The sequence below is a fragment of the Hydrogenophaga sp. genome (assembly GCF_031426985.1).
GTDB lineage: Bacteria > Pseudomonadota > Gammaproteobacteria > Burkholderiales > Burkholderiaceae_C > Hydrogenophaga.
Window position 1 is genome coordinate 20,743 of record NZ_JASJOY010000040.1, and the last position, 24,647, is coordinate 45,389.

Annotated in this window: 23 protein-coding genes and 1 pseudogene; 1 reads left to right on the top strand and 23 read right to left on the bottom strand. The window is 71.5% G+C overall.

Going from position 1 to position 24,647, the window contains the following annotated elements:
• Positions 1 to 67: 67 nt before the first annotated feature.
• The 19 genes from RMP09_RS05130 to RMP09_RS05220 all read right to left on the bottom strand — a co-directional run bounded on the left by RMP09_RS05130 (position 68) and on the right by RMP09_RS05220 (position 20,211).
• Complete coding sequence (locus RMP09_RS05130) at positions 68 to 1,081, bottom strand: hypothetical protein (protein ID WP_310564927.1); 1,014 nt, start codon at positions 1,079 to 1,081, stop codon at positions 68 to 70.
• 2 nt (positions 1,082 to 1,083) lie between these two features.
• Positions 1,084 to 1,245 carry a hypothetical protein gene (locus RMP09_RS05135; protein ID WP_310564928.1) on the bottom strand — a complete coding sequence of 54 codons (162 nt, stop codon included), beginning with the start codon at positions 1,243 to 1,245 and terminating at the stop codon, positions 1,084 to 1,086.
• A 10-nt stretch (positions 1,246 to 1,255) separates the two neighbouring features.
• Complete coding sequence (locus RMP09_RS05140) at positions 1,256 to 1,600, bottom strand: hypothetical protein (protein WP_310564929.1); 345 nt, start codon at positions 1,598 to 1,600, stop codon at positions 1,256 to 1,258.
• A 36-nt stretch (positions 1,601 to 1,636) separates the two neighbouring features.
• A complete protein-coding gene (locus RMP09_RS05145; RefSeq protein ID WP_310564930.1) occupies positions 1,637 to 4,462 on the bottom strand; it encodes a phage tail protein in 2,826 nt (941 codons plus the stop codon).
• 5 nt (positions 4,463 to 4,467) lie between these two features.
• On the bottom strand, positions 4,468 to 6,786 hold the full coding sequence (locus RMP09_RS05150; RefSeq protein WP_310564931.1) for a putative baseplate assembly protein: 2,319 nt from the start codon (positions 6,784 to 6,786) through the stop codon (positions 4,468 to 4,470).
• Positions 6,776 to 7,198 (bottom strand): GPW/gp25 family protein, encoded by a 423-nt coding sequence (locus tag RMP09_RS05155; protein WP_310564932.1) that lies wholly within the window; start codon positions 7,196 to 7,198, stop codon positions 6,776 to 6,778. The genes RMP09_RS05150 and RMP09_RS05155 overlap by 11 nt, the downstream gene beginning before the upstream one ends.
• Before the next feature lie 3 nt (positions 7,199 to 7,201).
• Positions 7,202 to 8,902, bottom strand: coding sequence for a hypothetical protein (locus tag RMP09_RS05160; RefSeq protein ID WP_310564933.1), 1,701 nt, complete (start codon positions 8,900 to 8,902; stop codon positions 7,202 to 7,204).
• A 7-nt stretch (positions 8,903 to 8,909) separates the two neighbouring features.
• A complete protein-coding gene (locus RMP09_RS05165; RefSeq protein WP_310564934.1) occupies positions 8,910 to 9,602 on the bottom strand; it encodes a phage baseplate assembly protein V in 693 nt (230 codons plus the stop codon).
• Positions 9,603 to 9,623: 21 nt separating this feature from the next.
• Positions 9,624 to 10,712, bottom strand: a complete 1,089-nt coding sequence (locus tag RMP09_RS05170) for a phage late control D family protein (RefSeq protein WP_310564935.1) — start codon at positions 10,710 to 10,712, stop codon at positions 9,624 to 9,626.
• A 36-nt stretch (positions 10,713 to 10,748) separates the two neighbouring features.
• Complete coding sequence (locus RMP09_RS05175; RefSeq protein ID WP_310564936.1) at positions 10,749 to 10,913, bottom strand: hypothetical protein; 165 nt, start codon at positions 10,911 to 10,913, stop codon at positions 10,749 to 10,751.
• Positions 10,914 to 10,936: 23 nt separating this feature from the next.
• Positions 10,937 to 11,908, bottom strand: coding sequence for a hypothetical protein (locus tag RMP09_RS05180; RefSeq protein WP_310564937.1), 972 nt, complete (start codon positions 11,906 to 11,908; stop codon positions 10,937 to 10,939).
• 1 nt (position 11,909) lies between these two features.
• Complete coding sequence (locus RMP09_RS05185) at positions 11,910 to 12,449, bottom strand: phage tail protein (RefSeq protein ID WP_310564938.1); 540 nt, start codon at positions 12,447 to 12,449, stop codon at positions 11,910 to 11,912.
• 19 nt (positions 12,450 to 12,468) lie between these two features.
• Positions 12,469 to 14,427 carry a phage tail sheath C-terminal domain-containing protein gene (locus tag RMP09_RS05190; protein ID WP_310564939.1) on the bottom strand — a complete coding sequence of 653 codons (1,959 nt, stop codon included), beginning with the start codon at positions 14,425 to 14,427 and terminating at the stop codon, positions 12,469 to 12,471.
• 37 nt (positions 14,428 to 14,464) lie between these two features.
• On the bottom strand, positions 14,465 to 14,905 hold the full coding sequence (locus RMP09_RS05195) for a phage tail protein (protein ID WP_310564940.1): 441 nt from the start codon (positions 14,903 to 14,905) through the stop codon (positions 14,465 to 14,467).
• 33 nt (positions 14,906 to 14,938) lie between these two features.
• Positions 14,939 to 16,735, bottom strand: a complete 1,797-nt coding sequence (locus RMP09_RS05200; protein ID WP_310564941.1) for a phage tail sheath subtilisin-like domain-containing protein — start codon at positions 16,733 to 16,735, stop codon at positions 14,939 to 14,941.
• Between the two features lie 43 nt (positions 16,736 to 16,778).
• A complete protein-coding gene (locus tag RMP09_RS05205) occupies positions 16,779 to 17,570 on the bottom strand; it encodes a hypothetical protein (protein ID WP_310564942.1) in 792 nt (263 codons plus the stop codon).
• Positions 17,567 to 18,166, bottom strand: coding sequence for a DUF4255 domain-containing protein (locus tag RMP09_RS05210; protein WP_310564943.1), 600 nt, complete (start codon positions 18,164 to 18,166; stop codon positions 17,567 to 17,569). The genes RMP09_RS05205 and RMP09_RS05210 overlap by 4 nt, the downstream gene beginning before the upstream one ends.
• The gene (locus tag RMP09_RS05215) at positions 18,166 to 18,495 is read right to left on the bottom strand and encodes a hypothetical protein (RefSeq protein ID WP_310564944.1); all 330 of its coding nucleotides are present in this window, start codon (positions 18,493 to 18,495) and stop codon (positions 18,166 to 18,168) included. Before RMP09_RS05215 ends, RMP09_RS05210 begins: the two co-directional genes overlap by 1 nt.
• Before the next feature lie 291 nt (positions 18,496 to 18,786).
• The gene (locus RMP09_RS05220; RefSeq protein WP_310564945.1) at positions 18,787 to 20,211 is read right to left on the bottom strand and encodes a sigma-54 dependent transcriptional regulator; all 1,425 of its coding nucleotides are present in this window, start codon (positions 20,209 to 20,211) and stop codon (positions 18,787 to 18,789) included.
• A 451-nt stretch (positions 20,212 to 20,662) separates the two neighbouring features.
• On the opposite strand from RMP09_RS05220, the pseudogene RMP09_RS24045 reads away from it, so the two are divergent.
• Positions 20,663 to 20,788 (top strand): annotated as a pseudogene (locus RMP09_RS24045) (phosphoribosylaminoimidazolesuccinocarboxamide synthase); the annotation flags it as partial.
• A gap of 71 nt (positions 20,789 to 20,859) precedes the next feature.
• On the opposite strand, the gene RMP09_RS05225 reads toward RMP09_RS24045, so the two are convergent.
• The 4 genes from RMP09_RS05225 to RMP09_RS05240 form a co-directional block, all read right to left on the bottom strand.
• Positions 20,860 to 21,882 (bottom strand): Gfo/Idh/MocA family oxidoreductase, encoded by a 1,023-nt coding sequence (locus RMP09_RS05225; protein ID WP_310564946.1) that lies wholly within the window; start codon positions 21,880 to 21,882, stop codon positions 20,860 to 20,862.
• 10 nt (positions 21,883 to 21,892) lie between these two features.
• Entirely contained in the window at positions 21,893 to 22,888 is a 996-nt protein-coding gene (iolG, locus tag RMP09_RS05230) for an inositol 2-dehydrogenase (protein ID WP_310564947.1), read from the bottom strand.
• Positions 22,889 to 23,024: 136 nt separating this feature from the next.
• A complete protein-coding gene (locus tag RMP09_RS05235; RefSeq protein WP_310564948.1) occupies positions 23,025 to 23,897 on the bottom strand; it encodes a MurR/RpiR family transcriptional regulator in 873 nt (290 codons plus the stop codon).
• Positions 23,898 to 23,997: 100 nt separating this feature from the next.
• On the bottom strand, positions 23,998 to 24,647 hold a 650-nt coding region (locus tag RMP09_RS05240), incomplete at its 5' end, for a substrate-binding domain-containing protein (RefSeq protein WP_310564949.1).

Genomic DNA, 24,647 nt, shown 5'->3' on the forward strand with positions numbered 1-24,647 from the left:
TTCGGACGTTGCGGTGTTCTTCAATGGACGGCCGGGCGGGCGCCCTTCGGAACGGCCGGGCGGGCGCTCATGCCGCCCCCCGCCACGAATAGGGGTTGAACACGATGGGGCGCAGGCTGTTGTCGGCCAGGTCGCGCCAGCGCGGCTCCTGTACCGCGTCGGCGGCGGGCGCCGGCGCGGCGGCGATGGCCGCGATGGCGTCCGCGTCCAGCGTGGGGAAGGTGTTGGCGTCGGCCTGCCGCACTGGCACCGACACGCGGGCCAGCAGCACGCGGTCCCAGTCGGCGTCGCTGGCGTGTTCGGCCAGCTTGGGCAGGCGCTCGGGGTTCAGGGGCGAGGCGGTGGGCCAGGCGTCCAGCGCGCTTTCCATGCACCAGAGGCGGCGCCCCGCTTCGAGCTGCGCCGGATCGTTCAGGCCTTGCAGGCCAACCAGCAGGGCGTCGAGCTTGGGCGAGCGCGGCTGGGGCCGGGCCAGCTCGCCGTCCGGGCTCTCCAGCGTGGCGTTGACGGTGTGGGCCAGCTGCAGCGTCAGCTCGAAGGCGTCGGCCAGGCGCGCGGGCACCACGTAGTCGGTGGCGTTGAAAGGGCCGGCCGCGAAAGCCGGCGTCTTGCCGTGCGGGCAGATGGCAAAGCGCGCGAACACGTCGAACACCAGGCGCGGCTGGCCGGGCGAGTCCTCGCGCACGGCGTCGATGACGGCGCGCCGCTCGGCGGCCGAGGTGGCCGGGTCCTGCTGGCGGGCCAGCCAGCGGGCGATGTGGATGCACTGCGTGCGCCGCACCTCGATGAGCCGGCCCAGGCGGTCCATGGCCAGGCCCGGTGCCACGAACACCTCCAGCTCGGGGTTGTCGGGGGCGGGGCAGCTCACGCGCAGGCCGGCCACGGTGCCGTGCCCGTACAGCGCGGCGTGGGCCCGGGCCATGCGCCCGCGCAGGTAGCGCTGCTCGTCCGCGAAGTCTTCGGCCCCCAGCAGCACGCCGGTGGCGTAGTGCACCCGCTCGGGCACGCCCTGGGTGGCCAGGCTGTCGGCGACCAGGCTGTCGGCCTGTTCCACCACGAGGTTTTGGTCTGCGGCGCCCATGTTCACTCCTTGACGACCTTGATCAACAGGCTGGCCACGGCGCTCTTGCCCGTGGGCCCCACCACCACCAGCTGCACCTGGTAGGTGCCGGGCTTGAGCGTGGGGTCCAACGCGACCACCGGTTCAGGCGTGCTGATCCGGGCGCCGAGCTTGAGCGTTTCCATGGTGGGGCGCTCAGCCGGTCAGCAGCGTCCAGTTCCAGAGCTTGACCGCGCCACCGACATCGCTGGAGCGGTCGCCCGAGAGTTGGAACCCCTTGCCGAAAGGCACCTGCACCACCGGTTCTGGGTTGCGCGAACCGTCGGCGTTGATCAGGTCGATCACCGCCGTGGGGCGTGTGGTGTCCAGCACGATGACGGTGACGTTGGCGGGCTCGGAGTCGTTGCCCGAGTCGTCGGAGACGACCAGCTGGAACACGTGCTTGCCGGGCTTGAGCGGCGCGCGTTCGGAGGCCAGCACGTCGAGCCGGGGCTCTTCGGACTTGACCGCGGTGTCGGTGCCGGGAACGAATTTGGCCATGGTGAAAGCTCCTTGGTGGGTGGGACAGAAGAAGGGTCAGGTGGGCGGCAGGTGGGTCCACGTGTAGGCGGTGATCTCGTGGCCCGCGTCGGCGGTCGATGCGCTGCCGTCGAGCTGGAACGGGGTGGTGGGGCCGCTGGTCGCGACCGAACCATCGGGCGCATCGGGTGTGGCGGGCGTGCTGCCGTGCCACTGGGCGCGCGCCACTGGCGGGGCCACCGGCGCCGCGGCGGGTGGCAGCACGCCGTCGAAGGCGCCGGCGTGCGCGTCCAGCGAGGCTTCGCCGCGCAAGGTGTCCACGCCGCCCAGCGCCGAGGTCTCATCGCCCGGGCCCACGCGCACCGGGCGCGGCGGCGGGGCGGCGCGTAGAAAACTGTCGGCACCGATCAGCGAGGCCACGCCGACCATGAAGGGGTAGGCCGCGCGGACCACGCTCACCGCCACATGGGCCGGCGCCCCGAGCTGGCTCAGGCGCTGGATCAGGCCGAACTCGTCGGCGTCCGCCGTTTCGTGCACCAGCACCGTCACGCGGTGGGCCAGGTCGTCGAACAGGGCGCGGCGCGCGGCGGCGGTCTGCCGGTCCAGCAGGGCCTGGTCGCTGCTGCGATCGGTGCCCAGGCGGCGGAACAGCGCCAGAAAGGTCTGCAGCTGGTCGTCTTGCAGGGTGGCCGCGTCGCCCAGGAACAGGGCGTCGCCCACCACCGAGTTGCCCGACTGGGTGATGCCGCTGGTCAGCGGGTCGAGCCGGTCCTGAAGCTGGGCGCCCAGGATGGTCGAGAGCGTGCGGCGCAGCCGGAAGTCCTCCACCACCACGATGCGGCCCTGGGTCACGGCGCCGTCGGTGGCGATGTCCAGCGCCCGCTGCAGGCCCGCCAGCGTGCCGTGGCGGCGGGCCAGGGCCGCGGCGTTGGCCAGCATCCAGCGCGCGCGCTCGGTGGGCAGGCCGCTGTGCAGCGACAGGCCGACCCAGCTGGCCAGCCAAGGCAGGGCCTCGGGCGGGCAGCTGCGGGCGTCGGTCATCAGCGCGGCGGCGGCCACACGGGCTTCGATGTCGGTGAACAGGCCTTCGAACAGGTGCAGGAAGCGGTCGAGGAAGTCGGCGCCGGTGGCCGCGCCTGCGCGCTCGGCGTCTTCGCCGAACACCTGCTCGTGGTAGAGCGCGGGCAGGTAGCGGTCGCGGTACGACACCCGGCCGGCGTAGGCGCGCAGCGCGACCAGTTCCGGGCTGGCGCGGCCGTCGCCGAACAGTTCCACCGCCACCCACAGGCGCGGGCCCTGTAGCGCGCGCACGGCGGTGTGGGCACGCTGGATCAGCACGGTGAACAGGCCGCTGCGGCCGGGCACCGGCGCGCAGCCCAGCACGCCCTGGCCCTGTGGCAGCTCGGTGGGTTCCTTCACCCAGGCGGCGCGCGGCAGGTCGTCGGGCAGCGCGGCCTGCACGGCCGGTGGCAGGGCGATGCGTTCGCCCAGCAGGTGCGGGTACCAGTGGGCGCGCTGCTCGGGGTCGCCGGGCGCGAAGGCGGGCACCCCGGCTTCGCTGGTGGCCAGCCAGACCAGCAGCGCGCAGCCCGGCGGCACCACCGCTTCGGCGTACAGCCGGTGCCAGACGGTGGCCGGGTCGCGCGTGTCCACCAGGCCCAGCGAGGCCAGCACGCGGGCCTGCGGCGTGCGGCCGTCGGCCGCGTTCACCACCAGGCCGTAGCGGGCGCGCGAAGCGGTGGACACCCGGGCCACCCGCGCCGGCAACACGCCCTGCGGGCCGCTGCGCGGGTAGTGCAGCCGGTCGCCGGGGCGGCCGTTGAGGAAGGGGCCGCCGGTCCAGCCCGTGAGCGGGAAATAGTCGCCCAGCGGCGGCAGCGTGGCGGCCATGTCTGGCGGCAGCGCGGTCTGGCCCGGGGCGCTGGCGGCGGCCAGGCGTTCTTGCGTGGACGGGGGCAGCGCGTAGGTGAACACGCCCGGGTCGCGGGCCTGGCCGTCGGCCGCGCTGAGCGTGCCGCGGGTGGCCACGGCCAGGCGCCCAGCCTCGACAAAACCCAGCGTGTGCGGGAAGCGCGGCCCTTCCAGCGCCAGCGGCAGGGACAGCCGGCCGTCGGCCAGCAGCAGGCGCACCCGCGCGCCGCCCGCCGCGCTGCGCAGCAGGCTCAGCACCACCAGCGGGCCGTGGCGGTGGCTGGCCAGGGCCACGGCTTTTTCATCCGGCGGCAGCTGGGCGGCCAGGGGCTGCCAGCGCGGCGGGTCGGGGTTGGGCTGATGGGCTTCAAACCGGGCGTCGTGCTCGCGCCCGACCCACAGCGGGGCCTGCGCCTGCGGCAGCCCGTGCAGGCGCGCCAGCCGGCCCTGGTCGACGTCGAGCGCCCAGACGCCGCCGCCCGGGGCGCTGGCCAGGCGGTGCAACTGGAAACCGGCCGGCGCGGCCAGCCGCGTCAGTTCAAACCGGCCGCGCAGGTCCACCAGCCAGAGGGCGCCGTTGGCCGCGAGGTAGAGCACGTCGTCGTCGCCCACGGTCATGTCGCTGACCGGCTGGGCCTCGGGCGGCAGCGCAAAGGCGCGCGGCGCCAGCCCGTGCTGCGCCGCCAGGTGCGAGGTGGAGACGATCTGCGTGCCGTCCCAGTGCACGTGGTTGCCCTGCGCGTCCACCGCCATGGCCGGTTGCAGCAGCACGTCGTCGACGCGGGTGGCGGTTTCCTGCAGCGTGCCGGGCTGTGCGCGGCTGGCCAGCCGCGTGCCGGTGATGCGGTGGTGCAGCGTCGGCTCCACGCCCATGTCCACTGCGGGCGCGCCGTCGGCCTGCGGCACGCGCCAGGGCTGCAGGCCGCCCGTCTCGTGCGACAGACCGTATGAGCGCAGGCCGTTGATGTCCATGGCGGTCAGCAGAGGGTGGGCACCACGGGCAGCGCCAGCGCGGGGGCATTGCCTGTGGCCGCGGGGTCGTCGAATGGTGTGGTGACCGAGGCCGGGGCATTCACCCCTTCCACCACCACCACGGCGCTGAGTTCGGGCAGTTGCCAGGCCTCCAGCGTGAGCGTGGTCACCGCCTTGCCGGCGCCGGGCAGCTCGGTGTAGACGCCGTCCCGCGCTTCGAACAGGCGCACCGGCGAGACGCCGGCCACGCCCGGGGTGCGGGCCACCACCACTTCCAGCTCGCGGTCGGTGAGCGGGCGGCCCAGGGGGTAGCCGCCGTCGGTGCTGGCGCTGTCGGGCCAGGGGCCGTCCACCCCGGCCAGGCCCAGGGGCAGCGGCCACAGATGGGTGCGCAGCGCCTGGCGCACGTCGCTCATCACCTGCTCGCGCGCAAAGCCATCGGCTACCTGCACCGCCACCGTCACGCCGATGGGCCGGTACTCGCAGCCGATGACGTACAGCTCGGTGGCCAGCGGGCGCCGTTCGTTCAAGAAGGCGTGCACCGCTTCGAGCAGCGGCCGGTCGGCGCGCGGGCAGGGCGCGGCGCGGTCCACGCTGGCGCGCTGGGGCAGCACCATGACCGACACCGCGCCGGGCACGGCGGCGTTGCGTTCGTGCGGCTTGAAGCGCGGCAACACGGCCACGCGGCCCACCGCCGTGCCCGGTGCCTCGCGCGCCAGGGCGCGGTAGTCGCCCTCTGTGACGGCGCGGTCGCGGTGCTGGAAGTGGGCGGGAATGCGGCGCTCGGCGGCGTCCAGCGTTTCGGCGTCGGCGCCGCCGTGCAGGGCCAGCGGCTGCAGCACGTTGATGGCCGGGCTGGGCTTGCCCTGGGCGCCGGTGACCGGGTCGGCCACGCGGTCGAGCGGGCCCAGCAGACCGGGCGCCAGGTTGCCCGCAGCACCCCCGCCCACGCGCAGTCCGTCGACCACGATGCGGCTGCCGGTGCTGGGCACGCGGCCCTGCACGCCGTTGCCAAAACGCACCGTGCCGGCTTCCACGTCCAGCTGCACCGCGCGGTCCAGCGGGCCGCAGCGGCCCAGGTCGTCCACCGCGGGCCAGACCGCGCTGCCGCTGATGGCGTCGTGCACGATGACCTGCAGCGTGGCCGGGTCGGCGCTGCCCAGGGCGCTGATGCCCAGGCCGTGCAGCTGGTCGGAGCCCCCGTCCGACACGCCGATGGCGCGCGCCGGCAGGGCCTGGCGCTGCTCCACCGCCACCGCGTTGATGCCGGCCCAGGCCAGGCGCAGGCTGGTGGTGGCGGTGTGGCCGGGCGGCAGGCGCAGGCGCAGCCAGGTGACCAGGCGCTCGGCCTCGGCTTCGTTTTCCAGCCGCGGTGGCGCGTCGCCCACGCCGGCCATGAGGTTCAGCCGCGGATCGTTGGCGGGGGCGCCGATGCTGGCCAGGCTGGGCAGGGCCAGGCGCAGCACGCCGGCCTGGCGCAGGCCGCGGGTGCCGTCTTCCAGCACGTCCAGCGCCAGCATGTCGGGTACCTCGGGGGTGCGGGCGTCGCTGCCGGTGCTCATGTCCCACAGCAGGGGCAGGGGCGCACGGGTGCTGATCGCGGCGTCGTCCAGGGCGTCGCTGCCCTCGGGCAGGTCCAGCGCCGGCACCAGGCCCACGTTGAGAGCACGCGAGCTGCCGGGCACGTCGGCGCCCAGGGTCTGCAGGGCCTGCTGGCGCTGCGCGGCGCTGGGGGCCAGCAGCGCGATCCACAACGCGCCGTCCACCGTGGTCTGCAGGATGTCCACGCCCACGCTCAGGTCCTGCCCGGGCGCGAACACCGGCGTGGTGACGTAGCCGGTGGGTGTGCCTTCCACCCCTTGGTAGACCGCCTGCAGGTCGGGCAGCAGGGCGTTGAATTCGGCCTGCTCGCTGGCGCTGAGCTTGCGCCGCACATAGGCGCTGCCGGTCAGCGGGTAGGCGGTGCAATAGCCCTGGGTGGCGAACGGCAGGGGTTTGTCGATGGCGGCGCCGGGCGGCACCGGCACGGCCACCACCTGCTTGTCGGCCTTGACCTGCAACGCCACCAGGCCACGCGCGGCCGCGGCCGGCTTGAGCGGCATGCCCAGCAGGCGCAGGTAGGCCAGGCGCTGGCGCTCGGGGATGAGGTTGGCCCGGTACAGGATGGTGTCGCCCAGCCAGGCGAACAGGTCGATCAGCGTGCGGCCCGGGTCGCCCGGGCGCGGGTGCGTCCACTCGGGCGTGTGGGCCGGGATGCGCGCCAGCAGCTCGGCGACCAGGTCGTCGTAGCTGCGGTCGTCGAGGGCGGGGGGCTTAATGGGCACTGCGTGCCTCCATCACCAGCGTCAGGCCCACGCGGGCGGGGGCACCGGTGCGCAGCAGGCGGTAGGCGATCTCCACCCGCACGCCGTCGGGCACACCGGTGGCAGCGTCGCTCACCGGGTCCACCGCGATGCCGTCCACCACGATGCGGTCTTCCCAGCGTTTCAAGGCATCGCCCACCAGTTCCTTGATGCGGCTGCGCGTGGCCACCGTGTTGGGCTCGGTCAGCAGGTTTTCCAGCCCGGCACCGAAGCCGGGGTGCATGAGCTGCTCGCCCGGGCGGGTGGACAGCAGCACCTGGATCTGTTCGCGCACGCTCTGCGCCAGGCCCGGGTAGTGCAGCTGGCCGTTGGCGTCGGGCACCGGCAACAGCGGCCAGCCCAGCGGTTCGGCGGTGTTCAGGACTTGGGCCATGCGCTACTCCTTGGCCTTGGGGATGGGGATGCAGATCTTCAGGAACGGCAGCCACCAGAAGATCAGGTTGAACAGCTGCAGGAAGATGTTCAGCACGATGAAGGCGCACAGGGTGATGATGGGCAGCGAGAAGCTGCAGATCCACCCCAGGCCCAGGCCGTTGCCGCCGTCGCCCTTGCCGTCGCGCAGGTCCTTGGCGTCGGTGCGCAGCAGGGCCGCCAGCTTGGGCGGCAGCGCAAAGGCCACGGTGGGCCGCACGCGGGCGAGCTGGGCGCGGTCCATCAGGTCGGGCAGCGGGATCACCGGCACCGGCGCGCCCGACGACTCGAACCAGGGCGCGATGCTGAACGGCTCGCTGTAGTCGGACCACACCAGGCGGCCCGGGCAGCCGGGGCGTTCGGGCTTGAGGCGCACGAAGGCGCGCACCACGTAGCGCGCTTCCACGCCGGAACCGTCGGCCTCGAAGCGGCCGCGCGCGGGCAGCACCTGCGCAAAGCGCTGTTGCAGGCAGAGCAACGAGGCATCGAACACAGCCTGCGCCACCGTGGCGCTGACAGCACCCCAGCGGTCGGGCACGCTGAGGCTGGCGCCGGGCACCGCGTCCAGCAGCACGGCCTTGGCGCGCAGAAGGAAGTCGTAGGCGCTGCTGCGCTCGGTGCGCAGCAGCCGGCCCTGGCCGTCGCGCATGTCGGTTTCCACCTGCAGCTGGCGCAGCGCGGCCTGCATCGCGGCCGGGCCGGTGCCGCTGCCAAAAGCGTCGAATTCGTTGCCCAGCTGCAGCAGCAGGGCGCCGAGCTGCCGGTCCAGCGCCAGGTACTCGGCGTGGCCCAGTGCGCTGGGGCGTTGCTGCGCGGCGGCGGCCCATTGTTCGGTGCTGAAGCTGCGCGCCGCCGGCACGGTGAAGTTGCGGGCGCCGCCCTGGCGCAGGTGGACCACCAGGTCGTCGGCCAGTTGCTGGCGTTCCTGCGGCGTGCTGCCGAAGACGGGCGGCGTGGCGGCGCGCTCGGTCAGCTCGCCCGACGTCAGTCGCAGGTTGCCGAACAGCAGCGTGCGCGCGACGCCGTCGGCCACGGCCGGCGGGGCCTTGAACAGGGGCTGAACGTCTTCGTTCACCGCCACCCGGGCGCTGGCCAGGCGGGCACTGCCTGCGGTGCGCACCGCGCGCTGGCTGGGGGCCAGGGCGTTGAGCACCGGGTGGCCCAGGTCCACCGCCAGGCCGCGGCGGTCCTGCACCGGGTCCAGACTTTCGTCCACCGCTTCCCAGCCAAACACCTGGGTGCCGGCTTTGAGCCAGGCCTGCTTGTGCGCGCCCACCACGCGGCGCAGCACGAAGCCGCTGCTCTCAATCTGGGCCGGGTCCAGGCGCGGCTGGCCGGGCTGGTCGCAGAAGGCTTCCATCACCACCAGGTTGAACACGCGCTGCACCGGCGGGAACAGGCGCGGCACACCCTGCTGGCGGGCCGGCACGCTGGCCCGCAGCGCGGCGTGGGCGGACGGATCGCCCAGGTCGGCCAGCAGGCCCTCGACGAAGTCCTGGTCGCGCCGCTCCACGATCAGCGGCGCCACCGCCGGCTGCTGCGGCCCCGCGCGCAGGCCGCTGAGCCGCACGGGGTGGGCCGGGCCGTGGGCCTGTGCCGTGGGCGCTCGCAGGGCCAGCGGTCGCGGCGGGCTCTGGGGCCGGGTTTCGAGCGTGGTGGCGGTCATGCGGGCCTCACCAGATGTTGCCCGCGCCGGGGGTGTACGACGTGGACACCACCGCGTTGCTGATCAGCGTGTCGCACTTGACCACGCCCGAGAAGTTGGACATGGCGGCGTCCACCGTCACCGTCGCGGCGCTGACCTCGACCGTGGTGGCCTGCACCTTGACCTTGGCCGGTGACTGCACGGTGATGCCGGCCGGCTCGATGGTGACGGTGTTGCCCGCGCATTCGATGGTGACCTTGCCGCCGGCCTCGTCGGTCATGGTCAGCTGCACGCCGCCGGGGGTGGAGCATTCGATGGTGGCGGTCGCGTCGCTTTCTTCCACGATGGCGATGCGCGTGCCCGCCTTGCCGGTGATGCTCCAGCGGTCCACCCGGCCGTTCAGGGTTTCGGGCGGCGTGGCCGTGCCGTTCCACAGCCCGCCCACCACCACCGGGTGGCGCGCATCCCCGCCCACGAACAGCACCAGCACCTCGTCGTCTTCCTGCGGGATGAAAAAGCCGCCGCGCCGGGCGCCGGCGAAGGGGCTGGCCACGCGCGCCCACAGGGCCACGTTGGCGTCGGAGTCCAGGGCGTACAGCTCCACCTTCACGCGGGCGAGGTTCTCGGGGTCGTTCACGTCGGTGACCCGGCCCAGGTAGGGCATGGCCAGCGCGTGCATCGGCACGCCGAAGTCGGTGAAGGGCAGGGTGTCGCGTTGCATGGCCGATGTCCTTTCAGCTTCTCAACCCGGTGGGCCGAAGAAGGCGCATTCGGCGTGGAACTCGGTCTCGAAACCGCGCTGCATGTCGTAGCGGTGGGTGCAGGCGGTGACGTAGTAGCTGTTGTCAAAACGCGGCGACACGCCGGCCAGCGCAAGGTGGCTGCCCACGCGCAGGGCGGGGTTGCCCTCGCACCGGCCCTGCACGCGCACAAAGCGGCGCGCGCGCTGCGCGAACTCGGCCTGGGCCAGCGCGTCGGCCTCGGCCTGGGTCAGCGCCAGGCGGTGCGCGGTCTGCTGCACGCGCTCGCCCCAGGTTTGCTGCAGCAGGTCTTTGCCGGTGCGGCCGCTGCCCGGGCCCAGCGGGGCGCCGCTGCCCGTGCCCTGCACGGCAACGCCCTGGGCCGGGTCGAAGCCGGTGACCTTCACCTCGCTCACCTGGTGCGCCAGGTCGGCCACCACGCGCAGCTGGTGCAGCTGGCTGTGCAGCCGCAGGGTGATCTGGTTACGCTGCACGTCGGCCCGCGGCGCAACCTGCAGCTCACGGCCGACCACCTGCAGGTCGGCGCCGTGGCGCGCCAGCAGGCGGCGCAGAAAGGCCAGGTCGCTCTCGTCGTACTGCACCTCCAGCGCCGACGTGTCCGACAGACCGGTGACGGTGGCGGTCAGGCCCAGGCGGCTGGCCACCGTGCGCGCGATGGCGGCCACCGACTGCTGCTCGTACACGGCGATGCGCCGCGTCATGCGCGCCTGCTGGGCCGGGTCTTCGGCCTGCACGATCAGGCGCGGCGGGCCTTCGGAATCGAAGGCGAATTCCAGCGCGCTGACCCGGCCGGCGAAGATCTCGGTGGGCGCGGCGGCCTCGCCGGCATAGACCTTGAGCTCGGCGCCCAGCTTGAGCACCTGCTCGTCCTCGAAGGCCGGCCCCACCTGGCCGCTCTCGCGGGCGGTGAAGTTCACGAACGTGGCCTCCAGGCTGGACAGGGCGCCTTCCTGCTCGCGCATCACCAGCGACTGCAGCAGCGCGCTGGCCATGGCGTTGTCCTGCCCGTCGATGCGCAGCGTGGGCCGCGCCGAGTACAGGGCCAGGTTCGAGAGGTTGCTTTCGCCCATGGTCGTGCTCTGTGGTGGCTGCGGGGGTTCGGCTGCTCAGTCGGCCATCAGCCGGTCCAGGCGCCAGGCCTCGCGTTGCAGGGCGGCTTGCAGGGCGTGCTCGTCCAGGCCGGGGTTGGCGCTGGCCGCCGCGTCTGCCAGCGGCGGCGCGGCCGGTGGGGGCTGGGTCTGCACGTCCAGTTCTTCGATGACGACGGCCATGGTGGTTTCCTTTGATCGACGCTTCAATCGAACTTGATGCGGGCCGACGGGCCCATGTCGGCCTTCATGCCGGACGAACTGGCGCTGACGGCCTGGCCACCCAGCGCAAAACCGCTGCCCATGACCGTGCCCGGTGAGGGGGCGGCCGGCATCAGGGCGCGGGTGTTCAGTGTTGGTGTGCCGCTGGCAGCCTTGGGGCTGCCCAGGCCGGCAAAGGCCTGCAGACTGCTGGCGCCCGCTGATGCCCCCAGGCCCAGACCGAGTCCCAAACTCGCCCCCGCAGACACCCCGGCGGAAAACCCCACCGCAGCCTTGAGCTGCACGCCGCCGCTGGCCACCGCGGCCACCCCGGCGCCGGGGTTGCGCATGCTCTCGAAACCGTTGCTGGCCGCCAGGGCCCGGCCGGCGCCGGCGTTGCCGCCTTGCGCCGCCATGCCGCTGGTGCCGCGCTGGCCCACGGCCGCCAGGCTCACGCCGCCGCCCGCGGCCGCCGCGGCGTCGGGGTGGCCCGCGGGCAGTTCGGCGAACACGTCTTTCGGGTCTTGCGACGACAGGCCGATCTTGAGCGTGGAGCGCAGCGGCACGCCTTCGGCCGAGAAGAAGTCCAGGTTCTCCTTGAACGACTCCAGGATGCCTTTGAACAGGTAGGTGCCCCAGCGAAAACCCACCAGCGCGGGGGCCTGGTCTTTGTTGCTGCTCTTGTCGCCCGGGTTGAGGAACTGCTTGATCCGGTCGGTCTCGCCGCGCACGTCGGCGCCGTCGTGCGTGCTGTCGAACACCAGGTCGAATTCCAGCTTGGCCGTGGTCTGCGCCACGAACTGTTTGGCGTTGGCGTCGCGGCCCTTTTTCTCCAGCGTGTTCTGCACCGAATACGACAGCGAGGTCGGGTTGAACTGCACCAGCACCGCGTCCGTGCTGCTGACGCCGGGTTCGTTGCCGGGGTTGGCCTGGTCAACCTTGAACAGCTTGGCCTTGTGTTCGTCGGGGATGCGCATGTCAGGCCCCCTCCATGAACAGACCTTCGTGCACCAGGTGGATCTCTTCGATGCCCACGTCGGCGCTGCGCGCGTTGAAGTCCGCCGCCTTGAACTTGACCGGCATGGCGCGTTCGAGCCGCCAGCGCAGCACCGGCTTGCTTTGCAGGTCCAGCAGGGCGATGCGCACCGTCAGGCGGTGGGCGAAGGCGCCGTTGGCACGCGCGGGGTCGGTGCGGGCGCCGGCGAACAGACCCCACCAGCTCCAGAGGTCGCTGGCGCGGGTCATGCCGCGCTTGAGCACCACGGTGGCAAAGCTCACCTGGCCGGCGCGCTGGTGGGCGCCGTAGTTGGCGCCGCCTTCCTTGATGGTCTTGGGCTCCATGGCCGCTTCGAGGCCCGAGACTTCGGCGAAGGCGCCCTGGCACAGGGGTTCGCTGCTGCGGTCGTCGCTGCCGCCACCGCGCGCGGCGATGGGTTCGCGGGTGAACTCCACCACGAAGCGGTTGCCGAACAGCGGTGCCTCGAAGCCGTCGTTGCGGGGGCTGGTGGGCTCGGCCATGGTGCGGTTCCGGCTCGGGTCAGGCGGCGTTGGCCAGGACCGGTGCGGTCCCGGCCTCGCGCAGGTTCAGCACCACCACGATGCGCTGCACCGGCTGGGCCGGCTGCAGTTCGATGCGCACGATCAGGCGGCCGCTGTCGATGTCGTTCGGCTGCATGGTGTCGCGCCCGCAGCGCACGTCGAACGGCGTGCCGTCGCTGGACAGCGCGCCGGCGCTGAGCAGGGCGCGCATCAGGTCGTTCAGGCGGTTGCGCACGCGCGCCCACAGGTGCTCGCCGTTGGGTTCGAAGGCGAAGTCGTCGCCTGCGCGCCGCGCGGCCTGCACCACCACGTTGAGCAGGCGGCGCACGGCGGCCTGGCGGGTGCGCGGGTCGGCCGAGCAGCTCACGTCCGACAGCAGCTGCGGCCCGCGCGGGCTGGGGCCCAGCAGGCACACACGGTCGGCCAGCGTGAGCGTGCCCAGCGGCGTCCAGGCGGCGTCTTGCAGCACCTGGGTCCAGGGCAGGGTGGGGGTGCTGTCCTGGTAACGCAGCAGCGGGCGGGTGGCGGCCGATCGGTAGGCGCCGCGTTCGAGCGCGCTGCGGGCCAGCACGCCGGCCAGGCTGCCTTCGGGCGCTTCGACGCCGCCGGGGGTGTCGGCGCTGTCGGCGGTGCGCAGCCAGGGGTAGGCCAGCTGCAGGCGGTCGCTGAGCAGGCCGTCGTCGCCCGTGCCGGTGTCCTGGAGCCAGCCGGGGGTGCGCGCCATCCAGTGCACCCACTGCGACGGCGCGGGCAGGTCGCGGCCATCGCCCAGCAGGGGCAGCGAGGCGAGCAACTGCACGTCGCGCCGGGCGTGGGCACGACCCGGGTTGTCCAGCAGCTGCAGGGCACGTTGCAGCAGCTGGCGCCAGACCTCCAGGCCGCGGGCGTTCAGGCGCGGCGGTGCCACGCGCCGGCCGGCCGGCTGGGACTCGGGCGGGGCCTCGGCCACGCAGTCCACAAAACGTTCGGCGCTGCTGGCCACCTCGGCCGGTGGCACGGCGCTGCTCAGCGGCTGGGCGCAGGCGTCCACCAGGTCGGGCAGCACGGCGAAGCTCACGTCGGGCAGGCCGTAGACCTGTTCCAGGCCCACCCAGTCGGCGGGCGAGAGCGCGGGCGGCGTCGCGCCGCCCTGCAGCCCCACCAGCGTGCCCAGCCTCACCTGCCGGCGGATGCCCGGCAGTTGCGGACAGCGGTCGGTGTCTTCGTCGAAATCCAGGCCCTGGCCGGGCTGCGGAAAGCAGGCGGCAATGCGGCCAACGGCGGTGTCGTACAGGGCGCTGGGGTCGCCGGTGCGCACCACCCAGGCGCGGCGCCCGCCCTCGCCAAAGAAGGCGCGCAGCGCCACGCCCAGCGGGGTGGCGACCACCGGGTCGGCCGCGCGCACGCTGCGGTCGCGCACGCCGCGCTGGTCCCAGGCGAACAGCTGGTCGAAGGCGTCGAAGCCGTCGATCCGCAGGGGCAGGTTCAGCAGGCGCTGCACGCGCTCCCAGGCGTTGAGTTCGTCACCCGTCAGCAGCCGGCCGGGCGCCCATTCGCGCTGGTGCAGATCGTCCAGCAGCGCCTCGGGCAGGGGGCTGAGTTCGCGGCAGGCCTTGAGCAGGCTGGCCCAGCGCGGGGCTTGCGCGCTGCTGCCGGTGTGCCGGTCCAGAAAGCTCGCCAGGGCCTCGCGTTCGGTGTCGCCCGCCGCCTGGGCGATCAGGCTTTGCGCAAAGCGGGTTGGGCCGTCCAGCGCCACCCGCAGCCGGGCCAGCGGCAGGCCGCCCACGCTGTGCACCCGGTGTGATCGCAGCCAGCGCTGCAGCACCGCGGGCAGCAGCTGCGGGCCATCCGTCCGCGCCACGCGCCGGCGCGCCACCGTGCCCACGAAGCAGGCGATGTCGCTGCGCAGCGGGTGGGAGGCCACGGTCGGCGCGAGCTCGAAGCTCAGGCCGGGGCGGCGGCGGGTGGTGGTGGGCATGGCGGCTCAGGGTGGTCGGTGGTGGCAGCGAGAGCGTTCACTCGACCTGGTAGCCCTCGCAGGAGAGCACCAGCTCTTCCATGGCGACGTCGCCCCCACCCTTGCCGGCCAGCGTGGGTCCGGTGTATTTGAGCGGCATGGCGTTCTGCAGCCGCCAGGTGGCCACGGGGCCGTTGCGGGCTTCGTCCTGCAGGTGGATCACCACGGTGCGCTTGGCCTGGTAGCCCTCGGTGCGGGTCTGCTTGATCCAGTCGAACAGGTCTTTGCTGCCGACCAGGCCACGCTTGAGCGTGACGTCGCCCACCTTGTGGATGCCCGGAATCTTGCGCACGTGGTTTTCGGCGTCGGTCCCGTTGCGGTACTCGGCCACGGTCATTTCGGTGACCAGGCCCGACACGTCGGAAAACCCGGCCATCACGCCCGTGCCCAGGTCCACCTGGAAGTTGAACGCACCATAGGGGGTGTCGCGTTGGATCATCTTGAGGCTCCTGTGTGCGTAGACGAGGGGGGATCAGCTCTTGGCGTCGGCCGTCTTCTGGCCGATGCGGAAGATCACGAATTCGGCGGGTTTGACCACGGCCACGCCGACCAGGCAGATGAGCCGGCCGTTGTCGAGGTCGTTCTGGGTCATGGTGCTGCGGTCGCAGCGCACGAAGAAGGCCTCTTCGGGCTTGCTGCCCAGCAGGGCGCCGTTGCGCCACTCGTTGTAGAGAAAGTCGGCGATCGTGCCGCGAACGTTGGCCCAGAGCATTTCGCCGTTGGGCTCGAACACCGCCCACTGGGTGCCGCGGTCGATGGAGGCGCCGATGTAGTTGAAGTAGCGCCGCACGTTGAGGTATTTCCACTCCGGGTCGCTGGAGATGGTGCGCGCGCCCCAGACCCGCAGGCCGCGGCCTTCGAGGTGGCGCAGGCAGTTCACGCCGATGGGGTTGAGCAGTTCCTGCTGGCCGAAGTTGACGGCGGGTTCAAACCGCAGCGCGCCGCGCACCACCTCGTTGGCGGGTGCTTTGTGCACGCCGCGTTCGATGTCGTTGCGCGCGTAGATGCCGCACACATGGCCCGAGGGGGGCAGGGCGATCTCGGCCGGCTGGTTGCTGTTCGGGCCGGCCAGCGGGTTGGACGCCACGATCCAGGGGTAGTAGAGCGCGGCGCGGTTCGAATCCACCAGGCCGCGCAGCTCGCGCATCTGGCCCGGGGTGACGGCGGGCGGCGCGTCGAGCACGGCCATGCGATAGCGGCGCGGATCGGCCACGTGGGTGAGCAGCGCGTCCTGGATGGCCTGGTAGGTGTCGGGGTCGGCGTCGGTGTAGAAGGCCGAGTAGCCCGGCGCGGCCACGATGGACACGTCTTCCAGCCCGACCAGGATGCCCAGGGCCTCGGCGTATTCGTCGGCGTCGGGCGCGGCGCCGTCGCTGCCGCCGCTGAGGGTGTAGACGGTCTTGGGCTCGGCGCCATCGCTGTCGAGTTCGCCACCGCCAAAGGCCGTGAGCAGTTCGGTCACGGTGGGGGCCGTGGTGCCCAAGTACAGGCCCACCGGCTGCACCAGCCGGGCGGCGCGGGTGGCGGGCTCGGCGGCCAGCACGCTGCCGATCCAGCTGGGGCTGCTGCTGGCCAGGGTCAGGCCGGCGTAGCCGGTGTTGTCGTTGGCGCCCGCGCTGACGCTGACGTTGAAGCTCAGCAGCACCACGCTGTAGGTGGCGTCGAGGTCGGCCACCAGGTCGGCGATCTCGGGCGAGGCGGGCGGGCTGTCCTGGGTCCAGGCGCCCGCGGCCTTGAGGAAGACGCCCACCGAGCTGCCGTCGGACTTCTGGTGCACGCGCACCGCGCTGCCATCGGGCAGGCCCGCCAGCGCCTGCGCGCCGGTGGGTGTGCTCACCTGCTGCACGGTGACGGTGGCGCCGTTGAAATGGCTGCCGTCGAAGCGGGCTTCGAACCAGGCTTTTTCGGCGCCCGCGGCGGCGCCGGCCACCACCGGTGTGCCCACGCCGCTGGCCGCCTGGGCGCCGCTGCCGGTGGCCCGCACCACGTACAGGCGCGCGCCGCCGTTGTTGAAGAAGGCCTGGGCGGCGTGCGCGAGGTAGTGGCGGTTGTGCGCCGGGTCTGTGTCACCGGTGAAGGCGAGGTCTTCGAGGCCGCCGTAGGTGCGCTCGAAATCGGCAAAGCTGGTGAGCAGCTCGGGTGCCACCCCGACCGGGCCCTTGCGCGTGGGGCCGGCGAACGCGCAGGTGCTGGTGCCCACGCCCTCGATGGATTTGGAACGGAAGCTGACTTCCTCGACGTAAACACCGGGTGCTAGGTATTCGGGCACGGTTGATCTCCTTGGGGGGTCGCAGGGTTGCCAACGGGGTGGTCTAGGGCCATGTCACCAGGTCCGTTCGGCGCCGGCGGGTGCCAGCTGAAAACAGCTGCTCACCCGTTGCCACAACCCTCACGTCGGCATGGCCGGCGCTGCGGCGCTGCAGGATCAGCGCCGGGTCGGGCGAGGGGAACTCGGTGGCGGTGCTGGGGCGCACCACGCTGCGGTCGAGCACCAGCGTGAGGGCGACCGCAAATTCGCGCGTGAGCCCGGCCGTTGGACGGGCCAGCGGCAGGAAGGGCGGGGCCGAGACGATCACCACCAGGGCTTCGCCATGCCGGTCGGTGAAGCTGCGGCGCAGCGCAAAGCCGGGCAGCGCGGGCTGGGCTTCCACCAGCACGTTGGCCAGGCCGGTGGCGCTTTCGCTGCCGCTCACGGCCACCTTCAGCCGCAGCACCGCCCAGGCGGTCTGCAGGGGCATGCCCGCCGCGGGCGCCAGCCGCACCGTGACCGGCTTGAGGGCGTTGTCGGCGTCGTCCACGGCCTCGGCGCCTTCGGGCAGCCAGCGCGGCAGCGCCAGGCCGATGCGCTGGGGCAGGTAGCGCTGCGCCGGGTCCTGTACGTTCAGGGCCAGTGCGCTGCGCGGCGGCCGGGCGGGCGGGTCGTCAAAGGCCCGGGTGTAGGCCTCCTGGCCGTCCACCTCGCGCAGCACGTAAAAGCCGCTGCGGTTGCGCAGCACCTGCACCCCGGGGGCGTCGATGTGCAGCGGCGCCAGCACCCGCATCTCGCTCAGGTCGTCGATGAATTCGATGGCGCCGAAGACGCGGCGATCGATCAGCTCGATCATCGGGTGACCTCCACCAGTGCGTCCACATCGTCGGTCAGCGCGATGCGCGTGGCCACCACCGGCTGGGCGTCGGGCTGCGGGTCCAGATCGAGGATGACGTTGCGCGCCACATAGCCCAGCGACGGGCGCAGGGGCGGCACCAGCACCTGCCAGAGCTTGCTCAGGTCGTCGAGGGTGAGGTCTTCGGGCGAGAGCGTGACCAGATCGCCCGGACCGAAGCCGCTGCCGTCGGCAAAGACGCTGCGGTCGAGCACCGGACGCTGGTGCAGCTCGCGCATGGTCCAGGCCAGCAGGCCCTGTTCCTTGAGCGCGGTGTCGCCCCAGACGGAGATGAGCAGGTGCAGGTTGACCGTGAGCGGGACCGGTTTGCCCAGGGGCAGGGTGCCGGGCGGGCGGTTGCGCAGGTGTTCGTTGTGCGAGATGCGGTAGAGCAGCAGGGTGACCTTGGCGTCGTTGCCATCGAGCTTCTTGAGGTCGGACACGCCCAGGGGTTCGAACTTGCAGCTCACGCCGCTGATGGGGCGCAACTGGTAGGCGCGCGAGAGCACCTGCGCCAGACCGCTGGTGAGGGCGTACAGGCCGGTGATGCTGGCCATCAGTGCATCCTCGGTGGTGGCGGGGCGCCGGGGGCCGGGGGGCGCACACCCGGGGCGGTGTGGGCCAGGGCCTGCAGCTGCGCGTCGTGCAGCGCATCGTCGGCCGCAGGGCGGCGGTAGCGCACGCGGCCATCGGCGGCCCGGTGGGCCTGCAGCAGGCCCAGCGCCTGCAGGTGGTCCAGCGCCGAGATCACCACGGGCAAGGGGGTGGGGCTGCTCACGCCCAGCAGCCACCAACGGGCAATGCCCTCGGCCGTGTCACACGCGTTGGGGTGACGCCAGAGGTAGTGGGACAGCTGCTGCACGGTGTGGGCGGTATCTGGGTTCATGGGGACAGGGACCCCAGGGATGGGTTCCCACCCCATCGCAAGCTCGGTGCCAGATGCCCGCGTTTTGCAAGTGCTTGATTTCGTGAGCTTTCTCACGCTGCTGCCGATGTGAAGCAGGACAAATTTGTCCTGCCGCTGAGCGGGCGGAACGGCCGGAAAGCCGCGCCACGCCTGGGTTTGATGGGCCAGGACAAATATGTCCTGGCGTCTGCGGGAAGCGACAGCCAAAGACAGCCAAAAAAAAAGCCGTCGGTATGCCGACGGCGGGGGCCGCGCGGGGGGCGACCGGGCTCAGTGCGCCTGGGCCACCGGTGAAGCGCTCAGGAACTCGCCCGATTCGATCTTGTACTTGCGCATCAGCTCAAAGAAGGCGCGGCGGTTTTTCTTGGCGGCGCGCGCGGCGTGCGTCACGTTGCCGGCGTGCGAGGCCAGCAGCTGTTCGATGTACTGGCGCTCGAAGGCTTCCACCACCCGGGCCTTGGCTTTGCGGAACGACTCGTCTTCGGCCGGGAGGCACATGGCGCCGGAGGGGTTGTCGAGCTCGATGTCGTCGGCGCTCAAGCGCTGTGTGGCCGACATCAGCACCGCGCGGTCGATCACGTTCCGCAACTCGCGCACGTTGCCGGGCCAGTCGTGGGCCAGCAGCTTCTTGAGCGCCGCGGGCGAGAGCGAAGGCAGCGGCAGGTTCCATTGTTTGGCCGCGTTGCGCATGAAGTGCATGGCCAGCGTGGGGATGTCGGCGCTGCGTTCCCGCAGCAGGGGCAGGTGCAGCGAGAGCACGTTCAGGCGGAACAGCAGGTCTTGCCGGAAGCCCCCGCGCGCGGCCAGTTCGGCGGGCGTGCGGTTGGTGGCGGCGATCACGCGCACATCGGCGTGCATCACCTGGTTGGAGCCGACGGCACGGTATTCCTTCTCTTGCAGAAAGCGCAGCAGCTTGGCCTGCGCCGCGCAGGGCAGGGCGTCGATTTCGTCCAGGAACAGGGTCCCGCCCTCGGCCTCGCGCACCAGGCCGGCGCGGGCCGCATGGGCGTGGGTGAATGCGCCCTTGGCGTGCCCGAACAGCTCGGCCTCGATCAGCTCGGTGGGAATGGCGCCGCAGTTGACCGCGACCCAAGCACTGCCCGCGCGCTGGGACAGGTAGTGGATGACGCGGGCACACACCTCTTTGCCGGTGCCGGTTTCGCCCAGGATCAGAACGCTCGCGTCGTAACGCGCGATCACCGGCAGACGGGCCACCTGGCGGGCAAACGCGGGGCTGTCGCCGATCAGGTCGTGCAGGGCGGGCTGGAACGCGCTCTGCAGCGCCGCGTCAGCCGGGCCATCGCTCAGGCCCAGTGCCCGTCTCAGACGGGCTTCAAGCTCGGCCGACGCGATCGGCGCACACATGAAATCGCCTGCACCGGCCTGGGACAGCGCCCCCAGGTGCCGCGCGCCGAGATCGACCCCCACGGCCAGGGTCGCGCACGCCGGGGCCTGTTTTTTCAGTCGTGTCAGTTGTTGCACCGCTGGGGGCACGTCGTCGGGGCCCACCAGCTGGATGAGCAAGTCGTGCTGTTCGAGGGCGGTGTCGAACGAACCCAGGCTCAGGCCGCGGTTGTCCAACTGGATGGATCTCAGGGCGTCCAGCAGCGCGGCGCAGGTCCCGCCGTCGGGTTCGCTGCTGCACACCATGACCGTCGCGGGCGCGCCAGGCGCCGAAATCGGATGCCGATGCATGACCTCCTCCTTCCATCGTTGTCGTCGGCCAGCGCACCGGTCCGACGGTGTGCCGTGTGGGCGTGCAGGCGGCATGCAAGCGGCGTGCATTGGGCGGTGTGCTCACGCCCCCGGCGGTGCGGGGGCCATGGCCTGGCTCGCCACATGGCCGGTGCTGCCAACAGCCCGCAACCCGGTGGGTGCGGCGCTCGCAGCTTAGACCCTGGCCGACGGCGGCGTCAATTCGTGGGGAGCGGTGCGGTGGCTGCCGCATCCTCAGGGGAGGGGGTGGCAGTGGATGGAGGCGCGGGGCGTCTTGAACCCGGAGGGGTTCGAACAAATCTATGGAGGCCGCATGAACACTGAGTTTTCGGTGTTCAGTTTTTCGCGTGTTCCCCTACCTGTTCCCCTGCGGCGAAAAAAGCAGTCGAAGGTCGGTGGTTCGACGCAAGCTTGTGCCCTTCAGGCTTCTTTGGAGGCCACCAAGTTGAGCGGCAAGCCCTAGTACAAGACGGCGATCTCGCCGCGCCTGCCGAAGGAAGTGAACGAGAAGACGGCGGCGAAGTACCAGGAAGCGCTGACGCGGCAGATGGGCTGAAAGACCTTCTTTTCGCCCAGAAAACCCAGGATTGCCCCGGGTTTTTGTGCCTGCTTGAAGCGCTCAGGCGCTCACAAGTTCACCGGCATCCCGCTGCGCAACGACTGCGTGATCGCCTGGCCGATGCGCGTGGCCTCGGTGGCGTCGTTGAGCGTCAGTGGCGAGGGCTGTTCACCGCGGCAGGCCGCCACAAAGGCTTCCATCTCCAGGCGGAAGGCGTCACCGAAGCGCGCGAAGAAATCCGGCAGGGCGCGGTGGCCCACGCCGCGCGCGTTGCGGTACTGCACGCGGCTGGCGTGCGCGCCCATGCCCACCTGCAGCGTGCCGCTGGTGCCGATCACCTCGGTGGTGGTCTCGTGGCCGTGCGGCATGGTGCGGCTGGCGTAGAACACGGCGCGCTGGCCGCCGTCGAATTCCACAATCGCCAGGCCGTTGTCCACGTCGCCACACTCGGCCAGGCCGGGGTGCAGGGCGATGGTGCCGCTGGCGAACACGCGCGTGGCCCTGGGGTTGCCCAGCATCCAGCGCGCGAGGTCGATGTCGTGCACGCTGCAGTCCATGAAGATGCCACCCGAGCTGGGCGCGAACTTCACGAAGAAACCGTCGGGGTCGTTCTGGTCACAGGTCTGCGAGCGCACCAGGAAGGGCTTGCCGAGTTCGCCCTGATCGATCGCGGCCTTGGCCTCGGCGTAGCTGGGGTCGAAGCGGCGCACGAAGCCGACCATGGCCACGAGTTGGGGGAAGTCCTTGGCCACGGCTTCCACGGCCTCGCAGGTCGCCACGTCCAGCGACAGCGGCTTTTCGACGAAGACGTGTTTGCCCGCGCGCAGGCAGGCGATGGTCTGGTCGGCGTGCAGCGTGGTCGGCGTGACCAGCACGATGGCATCGATGTCGGCGTCGGCCAGCATCGCGTCCAGCGTGTCGTGGCAGCGGGTGACGCCCAGTTCGCTGCGCGCCCAGTCGAGTTCGGCGGCCACCGGGCTGCAGGCGGCGACCAGACGGGCGCCGGGGGTGTTGCGGGCCAGCTGCTGCGCGTGGCGCTTGCCCAGGCGGCCGAGGCCGGCGATGCCGACGTTGAGGAGGTTGGTGCTCATGCTGACCTCCTCAGAATGTGATCGGCTGGCCGGTGGTCGCGCTCTGCGTGGCCGCATCGGCCAGCTTCTGCGCCAGCACGCCGTCCTGCACCGTGGTCTTGAAGGCCTGGCCCGACTGTAGGCAGCTGAAGAAGTGTTCGATCTCCAGCCGGTAGGCGGCGGCGTAACGCTGCAGGAAGAAGGCCTCGGGTTTGTCGGCCTGGATGCCATTGGCCCCCCAGTGCTGCACCTCGGTGGGCGTGTGGTTGCCACACTGCAGCAGTCCCGCCGAGCCCAGCACCTCGAAGCGCTGGTCGTAGCCGTAGGCGGCGCGGCGCGTGGTGTTGATCTGGCACAGGCGGCCCTTGTGCGTGCGGATGGTGACGGCGGTGCAGTCGAAGTCGCCCGCGGCGCCCACGGCCGGGTCGGTCAGCACCGAGCCGGTGGCGCTCAGCCAGGCGGCTTCATCGCCGTCGGCGCAGAGGATCCAGCGGAACACGTCAAAGTCGTGGATCAGCATGTCGCGGAAGATGCCGCCGGACTGCTTGATGTACTCCACCGGCGGGGCGCCTGGGTCGCGGCTGGTGATGACCAGCATCTCGGGATTGCCGATCTCGCCCGCGTCCATGCGACGGCGGGCTTCGTTGAAGGTGGGGTCGAAGCGGCGCTGGAAGCCGATCATGCAGCCCACGCCCGCCGCGGCCACGGCCTGCGCCACGGCCTCGGCGCGCGGCACCGACAGGTCCACCGGCTTCTCGCAGAAGATGTGTTTGCCCGCAGTGGCGGCGCGCGCGATCAGGTCGCTGTGGGTGGTGGTGGGTGAGCAGATGGCGACCGCGTCAACCGTCTTGTCCGCGAACACCGTGTCGATGTCGGCGACCTGGGCGCCCAGCTGCTGGGCCAGGTCGGCTGCGGCAGCGGGTACCGCATCGCAGATGTATTTGAGCTGCACGCCCGGCTGGGCGGCGAGGTTGGTGGCGTGGATGCGGCCAATGCGACCAGCGCCGAAAACGGCTACGTGCTTCATAAAGTTCCTGTCTCCGGATGTTGGGATCTGTCGCCGCGCGCGCGTCGCGCGTGGGGTGTCCGGACTATACGGAACTTCCGGCTATTTTGGAAAATTATTTCCAGAATATTTTCAAATCGAAATGAAGTGCGGCGGCTCAGCCGTTGCTGCGGGGCGAGGTGGGCCGGTAGGGCAGCTCCAGCGCATAGGCCAGGGCGATGAACAGGCTTTGCGCCAGGCCCATGGTGCTGGTGAGCGAGCGGAAGCCGAAGGTCGAGTTGTCCTGCACCACCAGCACCGCCTCGGCGTCCTTGGCCAGCGGGCTCATGCGGCTGTCGGTGATGGCGATCAGCCGCACCCCGCGTTCCTGCGCCAGCGCCACGGCGGCCAGGGTCTCTTCGGCGTAGGGGGCGAACGAGATCGCCAGCATCACGTCGCCCGGCCGCACCGAACGCATCTGGCCCAGGTGCATGCTGCCCAGGCCCGACATCAGGCAGACCCGTTTGTCGGTGTGCTGCAGCGCGTAGTCCAGGTAGACGGCCACCGGGAAGGAGCGGCGCGAGGCCGCGATCCAGATGCAGTCGGTCGCCAGCAGCAGGTCCACCGCCTGCTTGAAGGTCGTCTCGTCCAGGTTGGCCTCCAGCTCGTGCATGGCGGCCTGGCTGCCGGCCAGGAACTCGCGCGCGATCTCCACGCTGGAGAGGCTGCCCGAGCCCGACTCGATGATGTCGCGGATGCGGGCGCGGTAGTTGCGGCTGGGCGCGAGCTGGCGCGTCAGGCCCTCGCGGAAGATGGCCTGCATCTCCGAGAAACCCGAGAAACCGAAGTGCTTGGCAAAGCGCACCACGGCCGAGGGTTGCACCTGGCAGTGGGTGGCCAGTTCCTGGATGCCTTCGAGGCCGATGTGGTCGCGGTGCTGTTCGACGTAGCGGGCGATGACCTTGAGCTGCTTGCTCAGGCTTTCGTATTCGGTGCTGATGCGCGCAATGAACTGGTCGACGCTGGTCTTGCCGTTGCCCTTGGATGCCATGGCCCTGAAACTTTCATGTGCCGCACCGGCGGCGCTGCCGGGCGTGGAAATGGATTTCTCCCTGCATTCTGATTGAAAACCCGGTTTCCAGTGGCAGGGCTTACGCCAAGTACGGCTGCAGGCCCATGTTCTCCGCGAAATAGAGCCGGAATTCACCCGGCCGCTCGGCCTGGCTGGCCGCCGGCGCCATGCCCAGCGCCGCCAGCGTGTGCTGCAGCGCGCGGATGGCCTGGGTGTCCGGGTCCTGGTCGATCACCACGTCCAGCATGCCTTCGCGCAGGTACTGGCGGTGGTCGTCCGAGATCTCGTGCGTGACCCAGCAGACCTTGTCCTGCGCGAAGCGTTGCAGCGCGGCGTGGATGCCGGGTGAGCCGGCCCCCGTGTTGTAGAGGCCGACCACGTCGTGCCGCCCCTGCAGCGCGTTCTTGAGCGCGAGATAGCAGCGGTCCGGGTCGTCGTGGGTCTCGGTCACGTCCACGTCGCAGCGCAGTTGCGGGAACTGGGCGGCCAGCAGATCGCGGCAGCCGCCGCTGCGTTCGATGTGGCCCCGGTAGTCGCGCCGGCTCGACAGGATCAGCACGCGTCCCTCACGGCGGCACAGCCGGCCCAGCAGGTAACCCGCGGTGCGGCCGGCGGCCGGGTTGTCGATGCCCACGTAGTCGGCCTGCGGCACCTCGTCGACCCGGGTCACCACCATGGTCACGTGTTCGCCGCGGTCGCGCGCGGCCTGCAGCGCCGTGCGGTCGAGCA